The sequence below is a fragment of the Kitasatospora sp. NPDC057542 genome, from assembly GCF_042801945.1.
Taxonomy (GTDB): Bacteria; Actinomycetota; Actinomycetes; order Streptomycetales; family Streptomycetaceae; genus Kitasatospora.
In genome coordinates, this window is sequence record NZ_JBHVFE010000120.1 from 1 (window position 1) to 20,741 (window position 20,741).

General features: G+C 74.0%; 16 protein-coding genes. 5 read left to right on the top strand and 11 right to left on the bottom strand.

What is annotated here, in order from left to right:
- Positions 1-43 precede the first annotated feature (43 nt).
- The 5 genes from sucD to ACFU7Y_RS17495 all read right to left on the bottom strand — a co-directional run bounded on the left by sucD (position 44) and on the right by ACFU7Y_RS17495 (position 7,144).
- Complete coding sequence (sucD, locus tag ACFU7Y_RS17475) at positions 44-934, bottom strand: succinate--CoA ligase subunit alpha (RefSeq protein WP_224284841.1); 891 nt, start codon at positions 932-934, stop codon at positions 44-46.
- 18 nt (positions 935-952) lie between these two features.
- On the bottom strand, positions 953-2,125 hold the full coding sequence (gene sucC / locus ACFU7Y_RS17480; protein WP_224284842.1) for an ADP-forming succinate--CoA ligase subunit beta: 1,173 nt from the start codon (positions 2,123-2,125) through the stop codon (positions 953-955).
- A gap of 303 nt (positions 2,126-2,428) precedes the next feature.
- Positions 2,429-3,610 (bottom strand): VWA domain-containing protein, encoded by a 1,182-nt coding sequence (locus ACFU7Y_RS17485; protein WP_380768611.1) that lies wholly within the window; start codon positions 3,608-3,610, stop codon positions 2,429-2,431.
- A gap of 88 nt (positions 3,611-3,698) precedes the next feature.
- Positions 3,699-6,065 (bottom strand): DUF5682 family protein, encoded by a 2,367-nt coding sequence (locus ACFU7Y_RS17490; protein ID WP_380768613.1) that lies wholly within the window; start codon positions 6,063-6,065, stop codon positions 3,699-3,701.
- A complete protein-coding gene (locus ACFU7Y_RS17495) occupies positions 6,062-7,144 on the bottom strand; it encodes an AAA family ATPase (protein ID WP_224285279.1) in 1,083 nt (360 codons plus the stop codon). Before ACFU7Y_RS17495 ends, ACFU7Y_RS17490 begins: the two co-directional genes overlap by 4 nt.
- 189 nt (positions 7,145-7,333) lie before the next feature.
- Between ACFU7Y_RS17495 and ACFU7Y_RS17500 the strand changes: the two genes are divergently transcribed.
- Together ACFU7Y_RS17500 and ACFU7Y_RS17505 are read left to right on the top strand one after the other, a co-directional pair.
- On the top strand, positions 7,334-8,626 hold the full coding sequence (locus ACFU7Y_RS17500; protein WP_380768615.1) for an SWIM zinc finger family protein: 1,293 nt from the start codon (positions 7,334-7,336) through the stop codon (positions 8,624-8,626).
- 209 nt (positions 8,627-8,835) lie between these two features.
- Entirely contained in the window at positions 8,836-10,425 is a 1,590-nt protein-coding gene (locus ACFU7Y_RS17505; RefSeq protein WP_380768617.1) for a DUF5691 domain-containing protein, read from the top strand.
- Between the two features lie 93 nt (positions 10,426-10,518).
- Here ACFU7Y_RS17505 and ACFU7Y_RS17510 read toward each other — a convergent pair whose 3' ends face one another.
- Complete coding sequence (locus tag ACFU7Y_RS17510) at positions 10,519-10,923, bottom strand: cobalamin B12-binding domain-containing protein (protein ID WP_224285525.1); 405 nt, start codon at positions 10,921-10,923, stop codon at positions 10,519-10,521.
- Positions 10,924-11,244: 321 nt separating this feature from the next.
- Here ACFU7Y_RS17510 and ACFU7Y_RS17515 point away from each other — a divergent pair, with 321 nt between their 5' ends.
- Complete coding sequence (locus ACFU7Y_RS17515; protein ID WP_380768619.1) at positions 11,245-12,051, top strand: peptidoglycan DD-metalloendopeptidase family protein; 807 nt, start codon at positions 11,245-11,247, stop codon at positions 12,049-12,051.
- 4 nt (positions 12,052-12,055) lie between these two features.
- On the opposite strand, the gene pcrA is transcribed toward ACFU7Y_RS17515, so the two are convergent.
- From pcrA to ACFU7Y_RS17535, 4 genes are all read right to left on the bottom strand, one after another.
- Entirely contained in the window at positions 12,056-14,701 is a 2,646-nt protein-coding gene (pcrA, locus tag ACFU7Y_RS17520) for a DNA helicase PcrA (protein WP_224283626.1), read from the bottom strand.
- A 75-nt stretch (positions 14,702-14,776) separates the two neighbouring features.
- On the bottom strand, positions 14,777-15,322 hold the full coding sequence (locus ACFU7Y_RS17525) for a hypothetical protein (RefSeq protein WP_380768621.1): 546 nt from the start codon (positions 15,320-15,322) through the stop codon (positions 14,777-14,779).
- A 229-nt stretch (positions 15,323-15,551) separates the two neighbouring features.
- Positions 15,552-16,229: a response regulator transcription factor gene (locus tag ACFU7Y_RS17530; protein ID WP_224283624.1), complete on the bottom strand. Its 678-nt coding sequence runs from the start codon at positions 16,227-16,229 to the stop codon at positions 15,552-15,554.
- Positions 16,222-17,685 carry a PspC domain-containing protein gene (locus tag ACFU7Y_RS17535; RefSeq protein WP_380768624.1) on the bottom strand — a complete coding sequence of 488 codons (1,464 nt, stop codon included), beginning with the start codon at positions 17,683-17,685 and terminating at the stop codon, positions 16,222-16,224. Before ACFU7Y_RS17535 ends, ACFU7Y_RS17530 begins: the two co-directional genes overlap by 8 nt.
- 134 nt (positions 17,686-17,819) lie before the next feature.
- Between ACFU7Y_RS17535 and ACFU7Y_RS17540 the strand changes: the two genes are divergently transcribed.
- Together ACFU7Y_RS17540 and ACFU7Y_RS17545 are read left to right on the top strand one after the other, a co-directional pair.
- The gene (locus ACFU7Y_RS17540; protein ID WP_380768627.1) at positions 17,820-19,274 is read left to right on the top strand and encodes a PspC domain-containing protein; all 1,455 of its coding nucleotides are present in this window, start codon (positions 17,820-17,822) and stop codon (positions 19,272-19,274) included.
- Positions 19,271-19,480, top strand: coding sequence for a hypothetical protein (locus tag ACFU7Y_RS17545; protein ID WP_049661234.1), 210 nt, complete (start codon positions 19,271-19,273; stop codon positions 19,478-19,480). Before ACFU7Y_RS17540 ends, ACFU7Y_RS17545 begins: the two co-directional genes overlap by 4 nt.
- 46 nt (positions 19,481-19,526) lie before the next feature.
- On the opposite strand, the gene ACFU7Y_RS17550 is transcribed toward ACFU7Y_RS17545, so the two are convergent.
- Positions 19,527-20,606, bottom strand: coding sequence for a ubiquinol-cytochrome c reductase iron-sulfur subunit (locus ACFU7Y_RS17550; RefSeq protein WP_374120106.1), 1,080 nt, complete (start codon positions 20,604-20,606; stop codon positions 19,527-19,529).
- Between the last annotated feature and the right edge of the window lie 135 nt (positions 20,607-20,741).

A 20,741-nucleotide genomic window follows, 5' to 3' on the forward strand; every position in this document is an offset into this window, starting at 1 on the left:
CCGCCCGGGGAGGGCGGGGGCGCTCGTCACGCGCGGGGCGGGATCAGCCCTGGGCGGCGATGATCTCGCGGGCCAGGCGGGCGGTCTCGGACGGCGTCTTGCCGACCTTGACACCGGCGGCCTCAAGGGCCTCCTTCTTGGCCTGGGCGGTGCCCGAGGAGCCGGAGACGATGGCGCCGGCGTGGCCCATGGTCTTGCCCTCGGGGGCGGTGAAGCCCGCGACGTAGCCGACGACCGGCTTGGTGACGTGCTCGGCGATGTAGGCCGCGGCACGCTCCTCGGCGTCGCCACCGATCTCACCGATCATGACGATGATCTCGGTCTCCGGGTCCTCCTGGAAGGCCTTGAGGGCGTCGATGTGGGTGGTCCCGATGACCGGGTCACCGCCGATGCCCACGGCCGAGGAGAAGCCGATGTCCCGCAGCTCGTACATGAGCTGGTAGGTCAGGGTGCCCGACTTCGAGACCAGACCGATCTTGCCGGAGCTGGTGATGTCGGCCGGGATGATGCCGGCGTTCGACTGTCCGGGGCTGATCAGGCCGGGGCAGTTCGGGCCGATGATGCGGGTCTTGTTGCCCTTGGCACCGGCGTGCGCCCAGAAGGCGGCGGTGTCGTGCACCGGGACGCCCTCGGTGATGACGACGGCCAGGCCGATCTCGGCGTCGACGGCCTCGATCACGGCGGCCTTGGTGAACGCCGGCGGCACGAAGAGGACGGAGACGTCGGCCCCGGTCTTCTCCATCGCCTCGGCGACGGAGCCGAAGACCGGGATCTCGGTGCCGTCGACGTCGACCGTGGTGCCGGCCTTGCGCGGGTTGACACCGCCGACGATCCGGGTGCCGGAGGCGAGCATGCGGCGGGTGTGCTTCATGCCCTCGGCGCCGGTCATGCCCTGGACGATGACCTTGCTGTCCTTGGTAAGGAAGATAGCCATGGTGTTAAGTCCCCTTCCTTACTTGTTGGCCAGCTCGGCGGCGCGGTCAGCGGCGCCGTCCATGGTGTCCACGCGCTGGACCAGCGGGTGGTTGGCGTCGTCGAGGATCTTGCGACCCAGCTCCGCGTTGTTGCCGTCCAGGCGGACGACCAGCGGCTTGGTGACGTTCTCGCCCTTGCTCGCGAGGAGCTCCAGGGCCTGCACGATGCCGTTGGCGACCGCGTCACAGGCGGTGATGCCGCCGAAGACGTTGACGAAGACCGACTTGACGTCGGGGTCGCCGAGGATGATCTCCAGGCCGTTCGCCATGACCTCGGCGGAGGCGCCGCCACCGATGTCGAGGAAGTTGGCGGGCTTGACGCCGCCGTGCTTCTCACCGGCGTAGGCGACCACGTCGAGGGTGCTCATGACGAGGCCCGCGCCGTTGCCGATGATGCCGACCTGGCCGTCGAGCTTGACGTAGTTCAGGCCCTTGGCCTTGGCGGCGGCCTCCAGCGGGTTGGCCGCGGCCTTGTCCTCCAGGGCCTCGTGCTCCGGCTGGCGGAACTCGGCGTTCTCGTCCAGGGAGACCTTGCCGTCGAGCGCGATGATCTTGCCGTCGCCGGACTTGATCAGCGGGTTGACCTCGACGAGGAGGGCGTCCTCCTTGATGAAGACGGTCCACAGCTTCTGCAGGACCTCGGCGACCTGGTCGGCGACCTCGGCCGGGAACTTCGCCGCGGCGACGATCTCGGCGGCCTTCTCCGGGGTGCAGCCCTCGTTGGCGTCGACCGGGATCTTGGCGAGCGCGTCGGGGTTCTGCTCGGCGACGACCTCGATCTCCACGCCGCCCTCGACGCTGGCCATGGCCAGGAAGGTGCGGTTGGTGCGGTCCAGCAGGAACGAGACGTAGTACTCGTCCTTGATGTCCGCGGTCTGGGCCAGCATCACCTTGTGAACGGTGTGGCCCTTGATGTCCATGCCGAGGATCTGCTCGGCCTTGGCGACGGCGTCCGCCGGGTCGGCGGCGAGCTTGACGCCGCCGGCCTTGCCTCGGCCGCCCACCTTCACCTGAGCCTTGACGACGGCGCGGCCGCCGAAGCGCTCCGCGATGGCGGCAGCGTCTGCGGCGGTCTCGATGACATCGCCGTCAAGCACGGGCACGCCGTGCTTGGCGAAGAGGTCCCTCGCCTGGTACTCGAACAGGTCCACGTGTTTGTCCTTGTTCGTGGTCGCGGATTGTGTCTCTACGAGCGTGCCACGGCAGGATCTTCGCTGCGGGTCGTCGGGGCGGTGCGGGTACGCAGAGGTACGGCCTTGCGGCCCACACAGCCACGGGCGCACACGTCAATCAACACGCGCGTCACGTCCGTCTGGCAGGTTATCCCCGTGGGACGGGACTGTTCCGCCCGAGGCCTGCCCGTCTTGGGTGAGAACCGTCACAGAAGGCCCGGAGGGGCGGGGCCGGACGGCCGGTCCACCGATCGAGCGGATTAGCGCGTTCGGATGAACCCTTCAGATCCCCTGTGCAGCCCCCTTGATCAGGTGCTGTGGGATCGGGCGCTTCTCGATGGCCGCCGCCATGATCTCCGGGAACGCGTCCGGGGTGCAGGCGAAGGCCGGCGCCCCGAGCGAGGCCAGGGCGGCGGCGTGCGCGTGGTCGTACGCCGGGGCCCCCTCGTCGGAGAGCGCGAGCAGGGCGATGAACTGGACGCCGGCCGCCTTCATCGCGGCGACCCGCTTGAGCATGCCGTCCCGGATGCCGCCCTCGTACAGGTCGCTGATCAGCACCACGACGGTCTCGGAGGGCCTCGTGATCTTCGACTGGCAGTAGGCGAGCGCGCGGTTGATGTCGGTGCCGCCGCCGAGCTGGGTGGCGAACAGGACGTCGACCGGGTCGGTGAGCTGTTCGGTGAGGTCGACCACCGAGGTGTCGAAGACGACCAGCCGGGTGTCCAGGGTGCGCATCGAGGCGAGCACCGCGCCGAAGACCGCCGAGTGGACGACCGAGGGCGCCATCGAGCCGGACTGGTCGATGCAGAGGATGACGTCCTTCTTCACGGCGCGCTGGGCACGGGCGTAGCCGACCAGCCGCTCGGGGACGACGGTGCCGTGCTCGGGCAGGTAGTTCTTCAGGTTGGCCCGGATGGTGCGGTCCCAGTCGATGTCGCGGTGGCGGGGACGGTTGACCTTGGCGCTGCGGTCGAGGGCGCCGCCGAGCGTGGCCCGGGTGCGGTCGGCGAGCCGGCGCTCCAGGTCGGCGACCACCTTGCCGACCACCGCCCGGGCGCTCTCCCGGGTGGTCTCGGGAAGCGCGTGCTTGAGCGAGAGCAGGGTGCCGACCAGGTGCACGTCCGGCTCGACGGCCTCCAACATCTCCGGTTCCAGCAGCAGCCGGTCCAGACCGAGCCGGGTGATCGCGTCCTGCTGCATCAACTGCACGACGGTGGACGGGAAGTACTCACGGATGTCGCCCAGCCAGCGGGCCACCTGCGGGGCCGAGCCGCCCAGCCCGGCGCTGCGGCGGCCGGTGCGGCCGGACCGGGCGCCCTCCTCGGGGGCGCCCCGGTAGAGCGCGGCGAGGGCGCCGTCCATCGCGGCGTCGCGGCCGCGCAGGGTGCAGCCGGTGCCGTCGGCCTCACCGCCGAGCACCAGCCGCCAGCGGCGCAGCCGTTCGTCGGTCGTGGGCGCTGCCATCTCGTCCTCCTCCTTCAGCGGGTCCTGCGGGTGGGGCAGGTGTTCAGTGCGGCGAGTGTCACTGCGGCGGGTGTCACTGCGGCGGGTGTCAGGTGTCGCGGCCGGCGGCCTGCCGGGGGATCTTCGGACGGACACCGAGCAGCAGGGCCACCACGGGGACGGCGGCGTCGGCGCGGGCCCGGTCCAGCTCGCCGGCCGCGGCCTGCGCGGCCGGGGGCTCACCGAGCGGGCCCGCCGCGACCCGGCCGCCGATGGTGGTGCGCACGCCCGCCTCCAGTCCGGCGAAGGTGCGGCGCAGCAGCGGCAGGACGTCGGTGAAGACCTCGCCGCTCACCCCCGTCAGCCACTCGTCCAGCAGGGCGAGCAGCCGCGGGTCGTGCAGCAGCAGGGCGCCGCCGCCGGTCAGGAAGCCCTCGACCCAACCGGCCGCGTCCGCCGGGGCGTTGGCGACGGAGAGCACCAGCCGGAGCCGTCGCCCGGCCTCCTCGGAGTCGAGCCGGCCGTCGTCCAGCAGCAGCCGCACGGCCCGGCCGCGCAGCAGCCCGGGGGCGCCGGTGGCCGGTCCGCCGGCCGGCTCGCGGCGGGCCAGCGAGCGCAGGGCGGCGGCCCAGCGATCGGCCAGGCCGGCCAGGCCGTCGGGGTCCGGCGCGGTGCCGGCCGTGGCGTCGGTGCCGGCGGTCAGCAGGCCGATCGCGCCGTGCACCTCGTCGAGGCGACCGCGCATCGCCGCCGCGCTCTGCGCGTCCAGGCCGACGCAGGCGGGCGGCAGCCCGACGCAGATCCGCTCGGCCAGGCCCGAGGCCGCCTCGGCGAGCGCGCCGTGGTCGGTGCCGCGTACGTCGCCGTAGCGCAGCGCGCGGACCAGTGCGGGCAGCGCGCCCGCGAGGTGCGCGACGTCGGCGTCCAGGGCCGCGCAGTCGGCGAGCACCCGCATCACGGCGGGCAGTGCGCCGGACAGCCCGGCCAGCAGGCAGGTCTCCACCAGGCCGGTCAGCTCGGCGAGTTCCTCGGCGGCGCGGGCGGTGCCGACGGCCTTGTCGGCCGCCGCCTCCTCGACGGTGGTGCCCCATTGGGCGGCCTCGGCGATCCGGACCGCGAACTCGGGCTGCCAGCACAGCCGCCAGCTCTCCCGGAACGTCCCGGTCGAGTTCACCGAGGAACGCGCCGGCACGCCCCAGTCCACGCCCAGCAGCCGCAGCCGGTGCAGCAGCCGGGAGCGGGCCGCGTCGGTCTCCTTGCGCAGGTCGAGGTCGACGTCCTTCGGCGCGGCCTCGGGCTTGAGCCGCAGCGAGCGCTGCAACCGGGTCAGGTCGCGCTGGAGCGGCACCGCCGGAGCGGCGTCCGGGACCTCGCCGAGCGCGTCGCCGACCACCAGGCGGTCCCGGACCAGCTCCAGGGCGACGTCCGAGCCCTCGCAGAGCACCGCGCGCACGGCGTCCAAGGTCTCGGTCAGCCCGGCGAGCGGGCGGCCGCGCAGCACGGCCAGCGTCTCGGCGAGCCGGACCGCCTCGATCACGTGCGCGGAGGAGACCGGGTGGTCCTCGGCGCGCAGCAGGTCGGCGGCCCGGGTGAGCCAGCGCGGCACCGGGTCCCCGTCGGTGGTGAACAGGTGGTGGTACCAGCCGGGCGACTGCACGCCCGCGCCGTAGCCGGTGGTCTGGGAGAGCCGGCGGTGCGTCCACGGCACCCAGGTGATGTCCGTCCGCACCTTCTTCGGCAGCCCGGCGAGCAGCGCCCGGTCGTGGGCGACGGTGGGCATCCGCTCCAGCGCGGGGACGTGGAAGGCCCCACAGACCACGGCGATCCGCTGGTGCCCGGCGCGGCGGGCGGCGCGGATCTGCTGGCGCATGTACGCCTCGCGCAGCAGGTCCCGGCGGCACCCGCCGAGGCCCTCGGCGCGCAGCGCACCCATCGCCTCGGCGACGGCGGCGAACGGCGCCAGCGCGTCGCCGCCGGGCGCGCGGTGCTCGACCACGTCCTCCCACCAGCGCTCCGCGTCGTCGTGCCCGGCCGCCTCGGCGAGCAGCGCCAGCGGGTCGGCGACCGGCTCGGCGCCGTCCTCCTCGGCAGTGTCCCCCTCGGCGCTCTCCTCGGCGGCCGTCTCCGGGGCGGCGTCCTCCTCCGGGGCCGGCGCGAAGCCGTACCCGGCGGGCAGGTCGATGAAGCGGACCGGCAGGTCGTGCTCCACGGCGTGCCGGATCGCCACCCACTCCGGGGAGAACTCGGCATACGGCCAGAAGGCGGCCTTCGCCGGGTCGTCCACCGCGTGGGCGAGCAGGGCCACCGGCGGGACCAGGTCCTTCTCGGCGGCCAGGTGGACGATCCCGTCGGCCTCCGGCGGGCCCTCGATCAGCACCGCGTCCGGCCGCCACTGCGCCAGCGCGGCGGCCACCGCCCGGGCCGAGCCGGGGCCGTGGTGGCGGATGCCCAGCAGGGCGACCTCGGAGGTCGTCATACCGTCACCTCGCGGGCGGCGCGGTAGAAGTCCTTCCAGCCGTCGCGCTCGCGCACCACCCCTTCGACGTACTCGCGCCAGACCGCCTGGTCCGCCACCGGGTCGCGGACGACGGCGCCGAGGATCCCGGCCGTCACGTCCCCGGCGCGCAGCACGCCGTCGCCGAAGTGGGTGGCCAGAGCGAGTCCGTTGGTCACCACCGAGATCGCCTCGGCGGTGGAGAGGGTGCCGCTCGGGGTCTTGACCTTCGTCCGGCCGTCCACCGTGATCCCGGCCCGCAGCTCGCGGAAGACGGTGACCACGCGCCTGATCTCCTCGGCGCCGCCGGGCAGTTCGGGCAGCTCCAGGGAGCGGCCGAGCTGGTTGACCCGGCGGGTGACGATGTCGACCTCCTCGTCCAGCGAGCCCGGCAGCGGCAGCACCACGGTGTTGAAGCGGCGGCGCAGCGCGCTGGACAGCTCGTTGACGCCACGGTCACGGTCGTTGGCGGTGGCGATCACGTTGAAGCCGCGCACCGCCTGCGTCTCGGAGCCCAGCTCCGGCACCGGAAGGGTCTTCTCGGACAGGATGGTGATCAGGCTGTCCTGCACGTCGGCCGGGATGCGGGTGAGCTCCTCGACCCGGGCGATCCTGCCGTCGGCCATCGCCCGCATCAGCGGCGAGGGCACCAGGGCGTCCCGGCTGGGCCCGTGGGTGAGCAGCTGGGCGTAGTTCCAGCCGTACCGGACGGCCTCCTCGGGGGTGCCGGCGGTGCCCTGCACCAGCATCGTGGAGTCGCCGCTGATCGCCGCGGCCAGGTGCTCGGACACCCAGGTCTTCGCGGTGCCCGGCACACCGAGCAGCAGCAGCGCGCGGTCCGTCGCCAGGGTCGTCACGGCGACCTCGACGACCCGGCGCGGACCGATGTACTTGGGGGTGATCCGGGTGCCGTCGGGCAGTTCGCCGCCGAGCAGGTACGTCGCCACGGCCCACGGCGAGAGCTTCCAGCGCTCGGGGCGCGGACGGTCGTCCTGCGCGGCCAGCGCGGCCAGTTCACCGGCGAAGGCGTCCTCGGCGTGCTGCCGCAGAACGTCGGTCATGGGGGCTCCTTCGGGTCGGCCGCCGGGCACACGGGTGCCCTGGGCGGCAGGGTGATCGGGGGGAGCCAGGTCGGCGTCCCGGCCTGTGGGAACCACCCTGCACCGGGCCACTGACATCGGCAGCCGACCCGGCGGGGGCTGCGGACGGACCGTCAGCCGCTGTCAGTGCCGCCGCCTACGGTCGGTCGCATGGAGGAACGCTGGAGCACCGAACACGTCCTGTCCCTGGCACCTGACGCCGCCTCGCAGAAGGCGGCGGGCAAGCTCTCCGCGCCCGCGCCGTGGTCCGGCACCGGCACCGACGGCACCGCGCTCTGGGGCGAGTGCAAGGGCAGCGGCCGCACGCCGTACCGCACCGCGATCGAACTCGCCACGCCCGCCTACCAGTGCAGCTGCCCCAGCCGGAAGTTCCCGTGCAAGCACGCGCTCGGGCTCCTCCTGCTGTGGAGCGGATCCCCGGAGGCCGTCCCGGCCGGCGAACCCGCCGACTGGGTGGCCGAGTGGCTCAAGTCCCGCCAGGAGCGCGCGGAGAAGCGCGTGGAGAAGCAGGCCGACCCGGAGGCCGCCCGCCGCCGGGCCGCCCAGCGCGGCGCCCGGGTCGCGGCCGGCGCGGCCGAGCTGCGGCTGCGGCTGGCCGACCGGATCCGGCACGGCCTGGCCGACCAGTCCACCGCCGGCCCCTGGGAGGAGGTCGCCGCCCGGATGGTCGACGCGCAGGCCCCCGGCCTGGCCACCCGGGTCCGCGAGCTGGACGCGCTGCCGCAGGAGCGACTGCTGGAGGAGTACGCGATGCTGCACCTGCTGGCCACCGCCGCCACCCGGATGGACGAGCTGCCGGCCGAGCTGGCCGCCACCGTCCGCACCCGGGTCGGCTACCCCGCGGACACCGGCAAGGCGGGCCCCACCATCCGCGACCGCTGGCTGGTGCTCGGCACCCGCGACACCACGGACGAGCGGCTCACCACCCGCCGGGTCTGGCTGCGCGGCGCCAAGACCGGCCGCCCGGCCGTACTGCTGTCCTTCGGCCACCAGGGCCAGGCCCCCGCCCTCGCCCTGCCCACCGGCCGCCTGGTGGAGGCCGACCTCGCCTACTTCCCCGCCGCCCACCCGCTGCGCGCCACCCTCGGCGAGCGTTACGGCGCCCCCGAGCCGGGCCCCGCCGACCCGCCCGCCGGACTCACCGTCGCCGAGGCGGTGGCCGGCTACGGCACCGCCGTCGCCGACGACCCGTGGCTGGAGAGCCGGCCGACCGTCCTCGGCGACGTCGTCCCGGTCCGCGCTCCGGACGGCTGGTTCCTGACGGACGGCCACCACACCGTTGCGGTCCGCACCTCGGCCGTCCCGGAGGCCGCGCTGTGGCGGCTGGCCGCGGTCTCCACCGGCCGCCCGCTGACGGTCTTCGGCGAGTACGGCCACCAGGGCTTCGCCCCGGTCACGGCCTGGGCCGCCGGCCGGCGCCCGGTCGGCCTCGCCAACGCCTAGGGCGTGTCCTGTGGATCCCTGCCGGGCCCGCGACGCCATGGCACGCACCTCGCCGCGCTGTGGTCGGTCACCCATGGCCCCGGCCCGGCAGCCGGGGAGGTGTTCCCACCGCAGTGACTCCGCCCCCAGCCTCCGCCCTGCGATGCACGCCCCCTGACGCCGCGGCCTGATCCGACGAAACCCCCAAGACACGCCCAGGAGAACTCGGCATGACGATCACCCAGGACCCGTGGGAGACCCTGCACACCAGCGCCCTGCTCGGCACCGACCGCCGCCCGCTCCCGGCCACCGCCCTGCCGCTCGCCGGCGCCGTGGACCAGGGCGATCCGGCCACCGCCCTGCTGGAGCTGGCCGCGCTGGCCGCTGTCCGCCGCCGGGCCGGCGCGCTGCCCGTACCGGCCGCCGAGCCGCCCGGCCCGCCCGCGGCCGAGGACACCCGCCCGGAGCTGCCCGAACCGGCCGCCCGCCGACTGGCCGTCCTGCTCTCGGGGCGGACCGGCGGCAGCGGCGGCGGCACCCTGGCCAACCTGGCCGAGCTGCTGCCGCAGTGGCTCGGCACCGCCCGGGCCCGGGGCCTGCGCCCGCCCACCGCGCTGATACCCGGCCTGCTCGACGCCGCCCGCGCCCGCAGCGAACTGCGCGCCGACGCCGTGGCGTTGGCCGGTCCGCTGGGCCGCTGGCTGGCCGAGCAGAACCCCGACTGGCGGTTCGTGCTGCGCACCACCACCCCTGAGATACCGCAACAGCCCACGGACGACCGGCTCTGGCACGAGGGCCTGTTCGCCGAGCGGGTCACCCACCTCACGCTGTTGCGCCGCCGCGATCCCGCGGCCGGCCTGGAACTGCTGCGCGGCACCTGGTCCACCGAGCGCGCCGAGGACCGCCTGCTCTTCCTGGACGCCCTCCAGGACGGCCTGTCCCCCGCCGACGAACCGTTCCTGGAGGCCGCCCTCGGCGACCGCAGCAAGAACGTCCGGGCCACCGCCGCCGAACTGCTCTCCACTCTGCCCGGCTCCGCGCTGGCCCGCCGGATGGCCGAGCGGGCGCAAGCCGCCGTCCGGCTCGCCGACACCGGCACGCACCTGCTGGTCACCCCGCCCGCCGAGTGCGACGCGCAGATGCAGCGCGACGGGATCGCGCCCAAGTCGCCCACCGGGCGCGGCGAACGGGCCTGGTGGTTCGGCGAGGTGGTGGCCGCCGCACCGCTGTCGGTCTGGCCGGAGAGCACCGGGCTGACTCCCGAGCAACTGCTCGCCCTGCGGGCCGGCGACAGCATCGACGAGACCAGCAGCAGCTGGGCCGACGACCTGCGGGAGGCCTGGGCCCGGGCCGCCGTCCGCCAGCAGGACGAGGACTGGGCCCGGGCGCTGCTCGGTCCGGCCCCCGTCCCGCCCGGGCGCGGTACGCGGGCGCGGGCGCCGCGCGCCACCGGCGCCCCGGCCAAGCTGCTGGCCGTCCTGCCGCCCGAGGAGCGCGCCGCCTGGACGGCCGCGTTCATCGAGGTGCACGGGCTGGGCGAGGCCTTCCAGCTGCTCGGCGCCTGCACCACCCCGTGGACGCCGCCGCTGTCCACCGCCGTGGTGGGCGCCCTGGCCCGGGCGGCGGCCTCCGGGGCGTACCCGTGGAGCCACAGCGGGGTGCTCGGGATGACGGAGCGCGCGCTCGCCCCGGAGACGGCCGCCGCGGTGGAGGAGCTGGCCGCCGGGGCCGCCCCGGACTCCGCCTGGTCCGAGACCTTCACCCGGCTGGCGGGCACCCTGCGCTTCCGGGCGGCGATGCTCGCGGAACTGGCGGGCTGACCCGGGGCTCCCGCGCCCCTGAACGAAGGAACAGGCCGGGACGACGGAGCGGGCCGGCCCGGGAAAGGACCGGCCCGCTCGACGCGCCGTGGCTCAGCCGGCCCGCAGGTTCGACTCGACCCAGGCGACCACGTCCCGGGTCGGCGTGCCCGGGGTGAAGATGTCCGCGACGCCCATCGCCTTGAGCTCGGCGATGTCCTCGTCCGGGATGATCCCCCCGCAGAAGACCTTGATGTCCTCGGCGTCGCGCTCCTTCAGCAGCTCCAGCACCCGCGCGCACAGCGTCATGTGGGCGCCGGAGAGGATCGACAGCCCGATGCCGTCCGCGTCCTCCTGGATCGCGGTGTCGACGACCTGCTCGGGCGTCTGGTGCAGGCCGGTGTAGATGACCTCCATACCGGCGTCGCGCAGGGCGCGCGCGATGACCTTGGCACCACGGTCGTGACCGTCGAGCCCGGGCTTGGCGACCACCACACGGATCGGCCCCGACACACTCATGACTGCCTCCTGGACCTCGTCGTCCACCATCCGACCGGGCCTCGCGGGCCGCCGGCGCGGTTAACGGTCAATAACAACCTGAGGGGAGGTTAGCGCCACCGGGCGCGGTTGACCGTGCCGCCTCCGAAGAGGAGGGCAAAGTCACAGCTCCGGGCCTTGCTACCAGCGGGTATACCCCGCCTCCCCGCAACCTCCGCACAGACCCCCCGGCCGCCCCCTTGACATCCGCGGGTTTTTCCGGGGCATCGGTGATGGAGCTACAGTCACGGCTGATTTCCCTCGACCGACGACGTCCGAGGCCCACCGAGGAGGCAGCCCCCGATGGCTCCCGATGCAGCCGCCCGTCCGACCCGTGCGGAGCTGCGCCTCGCGGCCCGCGAGCAGTCCCGTGCCCAGCGCCGCGGCGCCGCCAAGGCGGCCACCCGGACGGCGCTGCTGCGGGTCGCGCTGCCGTCGGTGGCCGCGCTCGGGGTGGCCGCGGCGGCGGCGATCACGGTGCAGGGGGAGGCCGACCAGCAGCGCGCCCAGGCCTCCGGGCAGGTACCGCAGGCCGCGGCGGAGGACACCGCGACCGCGCAGGCGGCGGCCGCCCGGGCGGTCGCGGCCGGCGCCCCGGCCCAGGCCTCGCGCGGCGACGCCCGCCAGCCCCTGGCCGGCGCCCAACCCACCGACGCCCCTGCCGGGGCCCCCACCGCGCAGCCCACCGCCGAGCCGACGCCCGAGCCGGCCAAGCCCAAGGTGGCCATGCCGGTCGCCCGGCACGGCCTGGGCGAACTGTTCGGCGAGGCCGGCACCCACTGGGCCAACCGGCACACCGGCATCGACTTCCCGGTGGACGGCGGCTCCGAGGTCTACGCCGTGACCGACGGCACCCTTCGGACCCAGTGGAACCCGTTCTACGGCTACATGACGATCATCAAGATGCCCGACGGCACCGAGGCCTGGTACTGCCACCTGCGGGCGTACAAGGTGCGCAAGGGCCCGGTGAAGCAGGGTGACGTGATCGCCTTCGTCGGCAGCAGCGGCAACAGCACCGGCCCGCACCTGCACTTCGAGATCCGGCCGCCGGGCAGCGGGCCGATCGACCCGCTGCCCTGGTTCCTCTCGAACGGGCTGGACCCGCGCTAGCGGATCAGAGCTTCTCCACCGGCGCGTAGCGCAGCAGCAGCTGCTTGCGCCCGTCGGTGCCGAAGTCGACGGTGGCCTGGGCCCGGTCGCCGACGCCCGTGACGGCCACCACCGTGCCCAGCCCGAAGCTGTCGTGGGTGACCCGGTCGCCGACCGCCAGCGAGACGGCCTCGCGCTCCACCACCTGGCCGCCGCGCCGCGCCGACTGCCCCCAGCCGGCCTTCGGCGAAGCCGACGAGGACGAACGCGAACTCCCGCCCCCGGACGAGGACTTGCCCCAGGACGAGCCCGAGGAGTAGCCGCGCTGGACCGGCGCCTGGGCCGCCCCGGTGCGCTTCCACTCCACCAGCGCCTCCGGGATCTCCTCCAGGAACCGCGAGGCCGGGTTGTAGGCCGGCTGCCCCCAGGCGCTGCGCAGCACCGAGCGGGTCAGGTACAGCCGCTCGCGGGCCCGGGTGAGCCCGACGTACGCGAGCCGGCGCTCCTCCTCCAGCTCCTTGACCTGGTTGAGCGCCCGCATGTGCGGGAAGATCCCGTCCTCCATGCCGGTCAGGAAGACCACCGGGAACTCCAGCCCCTTGGCGGTGTGCAGGGTCATCATCGTGATGACGCCCTGCCCGTCCTCGTCCTCGTCCGGACTTCCTCCCTCTGTCCCGTACTGCTTCGCATCCGGGAGCTGGTCGGAGTCGGCGACCAGCGCGACCCGCTCCAGGAAGTCGGCCAGCGAGCCGACCGGCGGCGTGCCCTCCTCCCCGGCGTCCGGCCGCTCGCCCGGGTCCTGCTCGTACTCCAGGGCGACGGAGGCGAGCTCCTGGAGGTTCTCCACCCGGGTCTCGTCCTGCGGGTCCGTCGACGCCTGGAGCTCGGCCAGGTAGCCGGTCTCCTCCAGGACGGCCTCCAGCACCGCCGCCGGGCCCGCGCCCGACTCGACGACCTGGCGCAGCCCGGCCATCAGGGTGTTGAACTTCTTGACGGCGTTGGCCGAGCGCGCGGCCATCCCGTACGCCTCGTCGACCCGCACCAGCGCCTGGGCGAAGGAGATCCGCTCCCGCGCGGCGAGCGCGTCGATCATCGCCTCGGCCCGCTCGCCGATGCCGCGCTTGGGCACGTTGAGGATCCGGCGCAGCGGCACGGTGTCCTCCGGGTTGGAGAGCACCCGCAGGTACGCCAGGACGTCCCGGACCTCCTTGCGCTCGTAGAAGCGCACCCCACCGACCACCTTGTACGGCAGGCCGACCCGGATGAACACCTCCTCGAACACGCGGGACTGGGCGTTGGTCCGGTAGAAGATCGCGACGTCGCCCGGCTTGGCCTCGGCCTTGTCGGTGAGCCGGTCGATCTCGTCGGCGATGAACTGGGCCTCGCCGTGCTCGTCGTCCGCGACGTAGCCGATCACCTTCTCGCCGTGCTCGCCGGCCGTCCACAGCTTCTTCTCGCGGCGGTTGGCGTTGCGCTCGATGACGGCGTTGGCGGCGCTCAGGATCGTCTGGGTGGAGCGGTAGTTCTGCTCCAGCAGGATCGTGGTCGCGTTCGGGTAGTCCTCCTCGAACTGGAGGATGTTGCGGATGGTCGCGCCGCGGAAGGCGTAGATCGACTGGTCCGCGTCACCGACCACGCACAGCTCGGCCGGCGGCACCTCGGCCAGGCGCCCGGCCGCCGGGTTCACGAGCTCGCCGTCCACGGTGCGCCGGGGGGCGTCGGCCACCGAGCCGCCGGTCAGCTCGCGGACCAGCGTGTACTGGGCGTGGTTGGTGTCCTGGTACTCGTCGACCAGGATGTGCCGGAACCGGCGCCGGTAGTGCTCGGCGACGTCGGGGAAGGCCTGCAGCAGGTTCACCGTCGTCATGATGATGTCGTCGAAGTCCAGCGCGTTGGCCTCGCGCAGGCGCCGCTGGTAGAGCGCGTACGCCTCCGCGAGCTTCTTCTCCATCGGGTTGGCGGCCCGGTCGGCGAAGGTCTCCTCGTCGATCAGCTCGTTCTTGAGGTTGCTGATCTTCGCCGTGAAGGACTTCGGCGGGAACTGCTTCGGGTCCAGGTCGAGGTCGCGGCAGACCAGCGACATCAGCCGCTGCGAGTCGGCCGAGTCGTAGATCGAGAAGCTGGAGGTGAAGCCCAGCTGCTTGGACTCGCGGCGCAGGATGCGCACACAGGCGCTGTGGAAGGTGGAGACCCACATCGCCCGGGCGCGCGGGCCGACCAGCGCCTCGACGCGCTCGCGCATCTCGCCGGCCGCCTTGTTGGTGAAGGTGATCGCCAGGATCTCCCCCGGCTGCACCCCGCGGGCGCCCAGCAGGTGGGCGATCCGGTGGGTCAGCACCCGGGTCTTGCCCGAGCCGGCGCCGGCCACGATCAGCAGCGGCGAGCCCGCGTGCAGCACCGCCTCGCGCTGCGGGTCGTTCATCCCCTCGAGCAGCTGCGCCGGGTCCACCACCGTCCGCGCGGCGCCGTTGCGGTACCAGGCGTCCCGCTCCGTCTCGGCGGCATGGTCGGTCTGGAACAGCCCGTCCGGGATGGCCTCCTCGTACGCGTCGTACGGGACGTCGTCCTCGAACGGCGGGGGCTCCTCGTCGATGGGCGCGGCGGGCTGCTTCGACCCGGCGGCGGGTGCCTCGAAACCGGGGAGCGGAAGGTCGTCAAAGAGGCTACTCATGGCACATCGAGTCTATGGCCACCCACCGACAAGCCCGCCCGCCCCGGAGGATCCGAGCGGACGGGTTCGTCGGCGTCAGTGCGACCAGTACGGGTCGTCGACGGTCGCGCACTGGCCGGCGGAGTCCTTCGGCCCCTGGGCGAACCCGCCGGATCCATCGGGCCCGGTGGTGTCCTTGACGTCGTACTGGGAGGCCGCGAACCTCGCACAGCCGTCCTGTTCGACGGAGAACCGGAGACTGAAGCGCGGGTTCCGGTCCTCCTTCACCTCCAGCGAGTACCAGGTGCGCGTGACCGCATAGCCCTTTCCGGCCCAAACCGCCTGGACCCTGTCGAGCGTTTCACCGCGCCGGTCGTCGGAGACCCGGACCCGGGCCACCTGCCCGGCAGCCAGTTCCGCCCGGCCCGTCTTCTCGCACCCGGAGGTACCGCAGAACCCGGTGGTGTCCGCGTCACTGCCGTACCTCGGCTCGGTCCACTGGAGGTCCGGGTGAAGCGCCCCGGCCACATCGGCGAGTTCGGCCTCGATCCGGTGCTGCGCCTGTTCGACCGGCATGACCGGTTCGTCGGGCTCCGGCCAGAAGAGCCAGCCGACCAGAAGTGCCAGGAGGACCGCCGTCACGGGCCCCCATCGTGCCCGGGCCATCACCTGGGGTCCTGCCGGGTGATCGTCTTCCCGTGGCCGCTCACGATCTTGCCGATGACCGGGAAGCGCTCTGTCCTGCGTCTTCTTCCCCGCGTTCGCCGGGCCGGTCGGATCGGCCCTGGCTGCGTCCCCCACGTCTCCCCCTCCCGGTGGCCCGACATCGCCGGGCCACCGGGAGACTACAGCGGGTACGGAATCGAGGTCGTCAGACCAGGCGGCGGGCGGTGGCCCAGCGGGTCAGCTCGTGGCGGTTGCTCAGCTGGAGCTTGCGCAGGACGGCGGAGACGTGGCTCTCGACCGTCTTCACCGAGATGAAGAGCTGCTTGGCGATCTCCTTGTAGGCGTAGCCGCGGGCGATCAGCCGCAGGACCTCGCGCTCGCGCTGGGTGAGCCGGTCCAGGTCCTCGTCCACCGGCGGGGTGTCGGTGGCGGCGAAGGCGTCCAGCACGAAGCCGGCCAGCCGGGGCGAGAACACCGCGTCGCCGTCGGCGATCCGGAAGATCGCGTTCACCAGGTCGGTGCCGGTGATGGTCTTGGTGACGTAGCCGCGCGCGCCCCCGCGGATGACGCCGATGACGTCGTCGGCGGCGTCCGACACCGACAGCGCCAGGAACTTCACCCCTCCCTGCTCGCCCATCACCCCGACCGAGCGGCGCAGCACCTCGGCGCCGCCGCCGCCCGGCAGGTGGACGTCGAGCAGCACCACGTCCGGCCTGGTCTCGGCGACCACGCGGACCGCCGAGTCGACGTCGTCGGCCTCGCCGACCACGTCGATGCCGGTCACCTCGGTACGGCCGATCTCGGCCCTGACCCCCGTCCGGAACATCCGGTGGTCGTCCACCAGCACGACCCGCGCCGTGCGCTCCGGAGCTGCCTCAGTCATCCGTTCTCTCCATCTCCAGCTCGACCTCGGTGCCGCCGCCCGCCGCCGGCCGCACCCGAGCGGTGCCGCCGTTGCGCTTCATCCGGCCGATGATCGACTCCCGTACGCCCATCCGGTCCTCGGGCACCGTGTCGGGGTCGAAGCCGGGGCCGTGGTCGCGGACGAACACCGACACCGCCCTCCCCTCCACCTCGGCGTAGACCTGGACCGGTCCCCCGCCACCGTACTTGGCCGCGTTGACGGTCGCCTCCCTCGCGGCCTGCATCTGTGCCGCGATCCTCTCGTCCATCGGGCAGTCGCCGACGATCACCAGCTCGACCTGGACGCCGTGCCGGTCCTCGACCTCGGCGACGGCGGCCCGCAGGGTCTCCGCCATGGTGTCCGGCGCGGCCTCCGCGGCGGCCTCCGGGCGGTACAGCCACAGCCGCAGCTCGCGCTCCTGCGAGCGGGCCAGCCGCAGCACCTCCTTCGGGTCCTCGGCCCGGCGCTGGATCAGGGTCAGGGTGTGCAGCACGGAGTCGTGGATGTGCGCGGCGATCTCGGCCCGCTCCTGGGCACGGATGCGGGCGGTGCGCTCGGCCCCGAGGTCCTGCCAGAGCCGCAGGCCGTACGGGCCGAGCAGCACCAGCACGCCGGCCAGCACCGCGAGCGAGGCCTCGATCACCGAGCCGAGCGTGGAGCCGCTGCCCTGCATCGCGAGCAGCGCGATGGTGCCGGCCACCGCGAGCAGTACGCCCGCGCCGACCCGGGTGTAGGCGCCGCGCCGCTTCTCGCCCTCCACGATGCCGAACCAGCGCTGCCAGCGCGAGTCGTCGGCCTGCCGCCAGACCAGCGCCACGCCGACGCCGATCGCCAGCAGCGGCCAGGTGTACGGCTTGGCGGTCTGCAGGCCGAGCACGTTGAGCAGGGCGATCAGGCCGATCACCGTCATCACCAGGGCGGCGAGCTGGCCGAGGCCTCCCTGCCCGCCCTTGCCGGCCGGCGCGGCCTCCTCGCCCTCCGCGGGGGCGGCCACCGGCTCGCCCTGCAGGGTGTGCTGGAGCAGCTGGCGCATCCGGCCCACCCAGCCGCCGGCCTGGCCGCCCTTGCTCAGCAGGCCGCCCGGCATCCCGGGCGAGGCCGGGACGAACACCCCGTTGAGGTAGACCCACTGGGCTCCGCCGCGCTGCGAGGGCTCGCCTATGCCGATCGGCACCACGAACCAGAACGCGGCGTACAGCAGCGCGCCGATCCCCTGCGCGAAGAACAGCACGACGAAGGCGAGCCGCACCCATCGCACCGGCAGCCCGAGGTGCACCGCCAGGCCGTGCGCGACCCCGCCCAGCATCCGTCCCTGCGGACTGCGGTAGAGCCGCCGGTAGGGCGGCCTCCCGCCGTCGGGCGCGCTCGGGTCGGCGCCGGCCGACGACGCGGTGTCGGGGGCGATGGATCGGGGATCGGTACCGGGGGCTGCCACGCCACCGATGGTTCCACGCGGGCAGCTGCGGGCGCATCAGGGTGTGTCCCCATCCCGTATCAGGGACAAGTCAGGGTATGGGCAGGGGTCGCCCCGGTTGGGCCGGACCACCCCCTGCCGGAAGGATGGTGCCCATGACCGAGGACCCCCGCATCGAGGAGGCCGGGCCCACCGCCCAGCCGGAACCGGACCGCCCGCCACTGACCCGGGCCGAGCACCACCGCGTGGTGGCCGGCGTCTGCGGCGGCCTCGGGCGGCACCTGGACATCGACCCGGTGGTCTTCCGGATCGTCACGGTGGTGCTCTGCCTCTCCGGCGGCCTCGGGCTGTTCCTGTACGGCCTGGCCTGGCTGATCGTCCCGACCGACGACGAGGCCAAGGGCCGCGGCGGGCGCACCGAGCTCCAGCGGGTGCTCACCGGGCGGGTGGACGGCCAGTCGGTCGGCGCGGTGCTGCTGACCGTGATCGGCACCGGGGTGTTCTTCTCCTCGATGGGCGACGGGGACCAGATCTTCCCGCTGCTGCTGCTCGCCGCCCTGGTCTTCCTGGCGGTGCGCTACGACCCGGAGCGCCGCCGGGGCCGGGGGCGCGAGCACCGGCGCGGCGGCCCGTACGACCGCCACTTCCCCGAGCCCGAGAGCCCCGAGGTCACCGGCGGCGCCGGGGCCTACCGGTGGCCGCGGCCGGAGCAGGACGAGTCGGCCCGGACCGAGCACGCCACCGCCCGGGCCGCCGGGAAGGTGCCCGCCGACAGCCCGGCCCCCGGCGTCGGCGGCTACCTGTGGGACCCGCGCCACCCCGAGCGCAACCCGTACGGGGGTGCCACCTCGGCCACCCCGACCCCGCCGTTCGGCACCCCGGTGCCGCCGGTCGGCGGCCCGGCCCGGCCCTGGTGGCAGCGCGCCGACCTGCCGGAGGGCGACCCGCTGCGCAAGGAGCGTGCGACGCACGGCCCCGCGCCCGCCGCCGTACGGCACCCCCGGGAGCGCTCGGCGCTCGGCTTCTTCGGCTTCCTGCTGGCGGTCGGCGCGGGCGCCGCGGTCTGGGCCGCCTCCTCCGACCACCACAACCCCACCGTGCTGGGCGCGACGGTGCTGGCCACCGCGCTGCTGGTGGTGGGCCTGACGCTGCTGGTCGGTGCGAAGTTCGGCCGGGCCCGCAGGCTGGCGGTGACCGGTCTGCTGCTCACCCTGGCGCTGGCCTTCGTCGGCCACTCGCCGGACTCCATGCGCAACGCGGTCGGCGAACGCGACTGGACCGTCGCCTCGGCGGCCGACCTGCACGACCGGTACAACCTGGGCGCCGGACAGATCAGGCTGGACCTGTCCGCGGTCGACCCGGCCGGGGCCACCCTCGCCACCAAGGTCGACCTCGGCACCGGCGACATGACCGTCACCGTGCCGGACGACGTGACGGTGAACCTGGTGACCCGGATCGGCCTGGGCAACGTCACCGTCCCCGGTGAGCGCAGCGACAGTACCGGGCGGCACAACTACCTGATCGGCCCTGCCGGCGGGCAGCCGGCCAAGGGCACCCTCAATCTCGAACTCGGAATCGGGCTCGGCAACATCAAGGTGGTCCAGCAGTGAGGAAGCACCGGCTCGACCTGTTCTCGCTGATCGCGGGCGCGCTGTTCACCGTGATCGCCGTGCTCTACCTGGTCGCGGCGCTCAACGACCAGTCGGTGAACGGGCGGATCGTCATCCCGGTCACCTTCATCGTGCTCGGCGTCGGCGGTCTGGCCGGCGCGGTCGCGGCGGTGGCCCGGCGCGGCCGGCCGGACCGCGAGGAATGACCGCGCGGGACAACCGCGAGGAAAAGCCCTGGCCGGCCCTGGGTCCTCAGCTCTGCTGCGGGCCCAGGGTCAGCTGGTCCCCGTTCTTGCTGACGGCGTACCTGGGCAGCGGCTTGACCGCCGGCCCGTTGATCACCGCACCGGTCGCGGCGTCGAACCGGGAGCCGTGGCAGGGGCAGTACAGCCGGCCGTCCTTCGGCGCGTCCACGGCGCAGCCGGTGTGGGTGCACACCGCGGAGAACGCGCAGTACTGGCCGGCCTTGGGCTGCACGATGTAGACGGCGTCACCGGTGACCGGGTCCTTGACCTGGGCCGAGCCGCCGACCGGCACGCTCGCGGCGGGCACCGCGGGGGCCAGTGCCGGGGCCTCGGAGACCGGGGCCCCGGAGACCGGGGCGGCAGAGACCGGGGCGGCGGAGACCGGGGCGGCGGAGACCGGGGCCGCCGGCTCCTTGGCGGCGGCCGACCTGTCCCGGCCGAAGGTCCGGGTCAGCGAGCCGGTGAGCAGCCCGGCCCCGCCGATCGCGACAGCCGCGATCCCGCCGTCCACCACGGCCCGGCGCTTGACGTGGTCCTCGCCCAGCCCCCGCGCGCGGTCCCGCTCGGCCCGGCGGGCCAGGTAGCCGTCCACCGAGAGGTACGGCGTGCCGGCCAGCAGCAGCGGGGTCCAGGCCATCAGGTAGACCAGGTCGTTGCCGAGGTAGTACGGCGTGACGCTCCAGCTGACGGTCAGCCACAGGCTGAGGTTGAGCAGCGCGCCGCCGAGCGCGGCGGCGCGGCCCCAGAGACCGAGCAGGGTGCCGAGGCCGACCGCCAGCTCGCCGAAGGCGATGGCGAGCGCGAACAGGGTCGGGTGGTCGAGGGCGGGGCCGAGCAGGAAGGAGATCGGGCTGCCGCCCGCCTTGGCGGCCTGGGTCTGCGAGACGAAGGAGGCAGGGTCGCCCGCCCCGGCCAGGAAGTGGGCGTCGGAGAGCTTGTCCAGGGCGGCGTAGACGAAGGTGACGCCGAGGAAGATCCGCAGCGGCAGCAGCGCGTACGTCGACGCGAGCGCCCGCCATTGCACTGCCCGGTCGGCCCGGCCGGCCGCTCCCCCACCGGCCGGCACCGAGTTGCTGGCCTCCGACATCCCTCACACCTTCCCTCGCCGCCTGCCACTGCCTGACAGGTCCGGTCCGCATTCTGCCCGCTCCCGGCCGCTTTCGGTGGGAAGCCCCTCCCGGAAAACAGCTCCCGCACCACGAACGGCCGCGCCGTCGTTCCC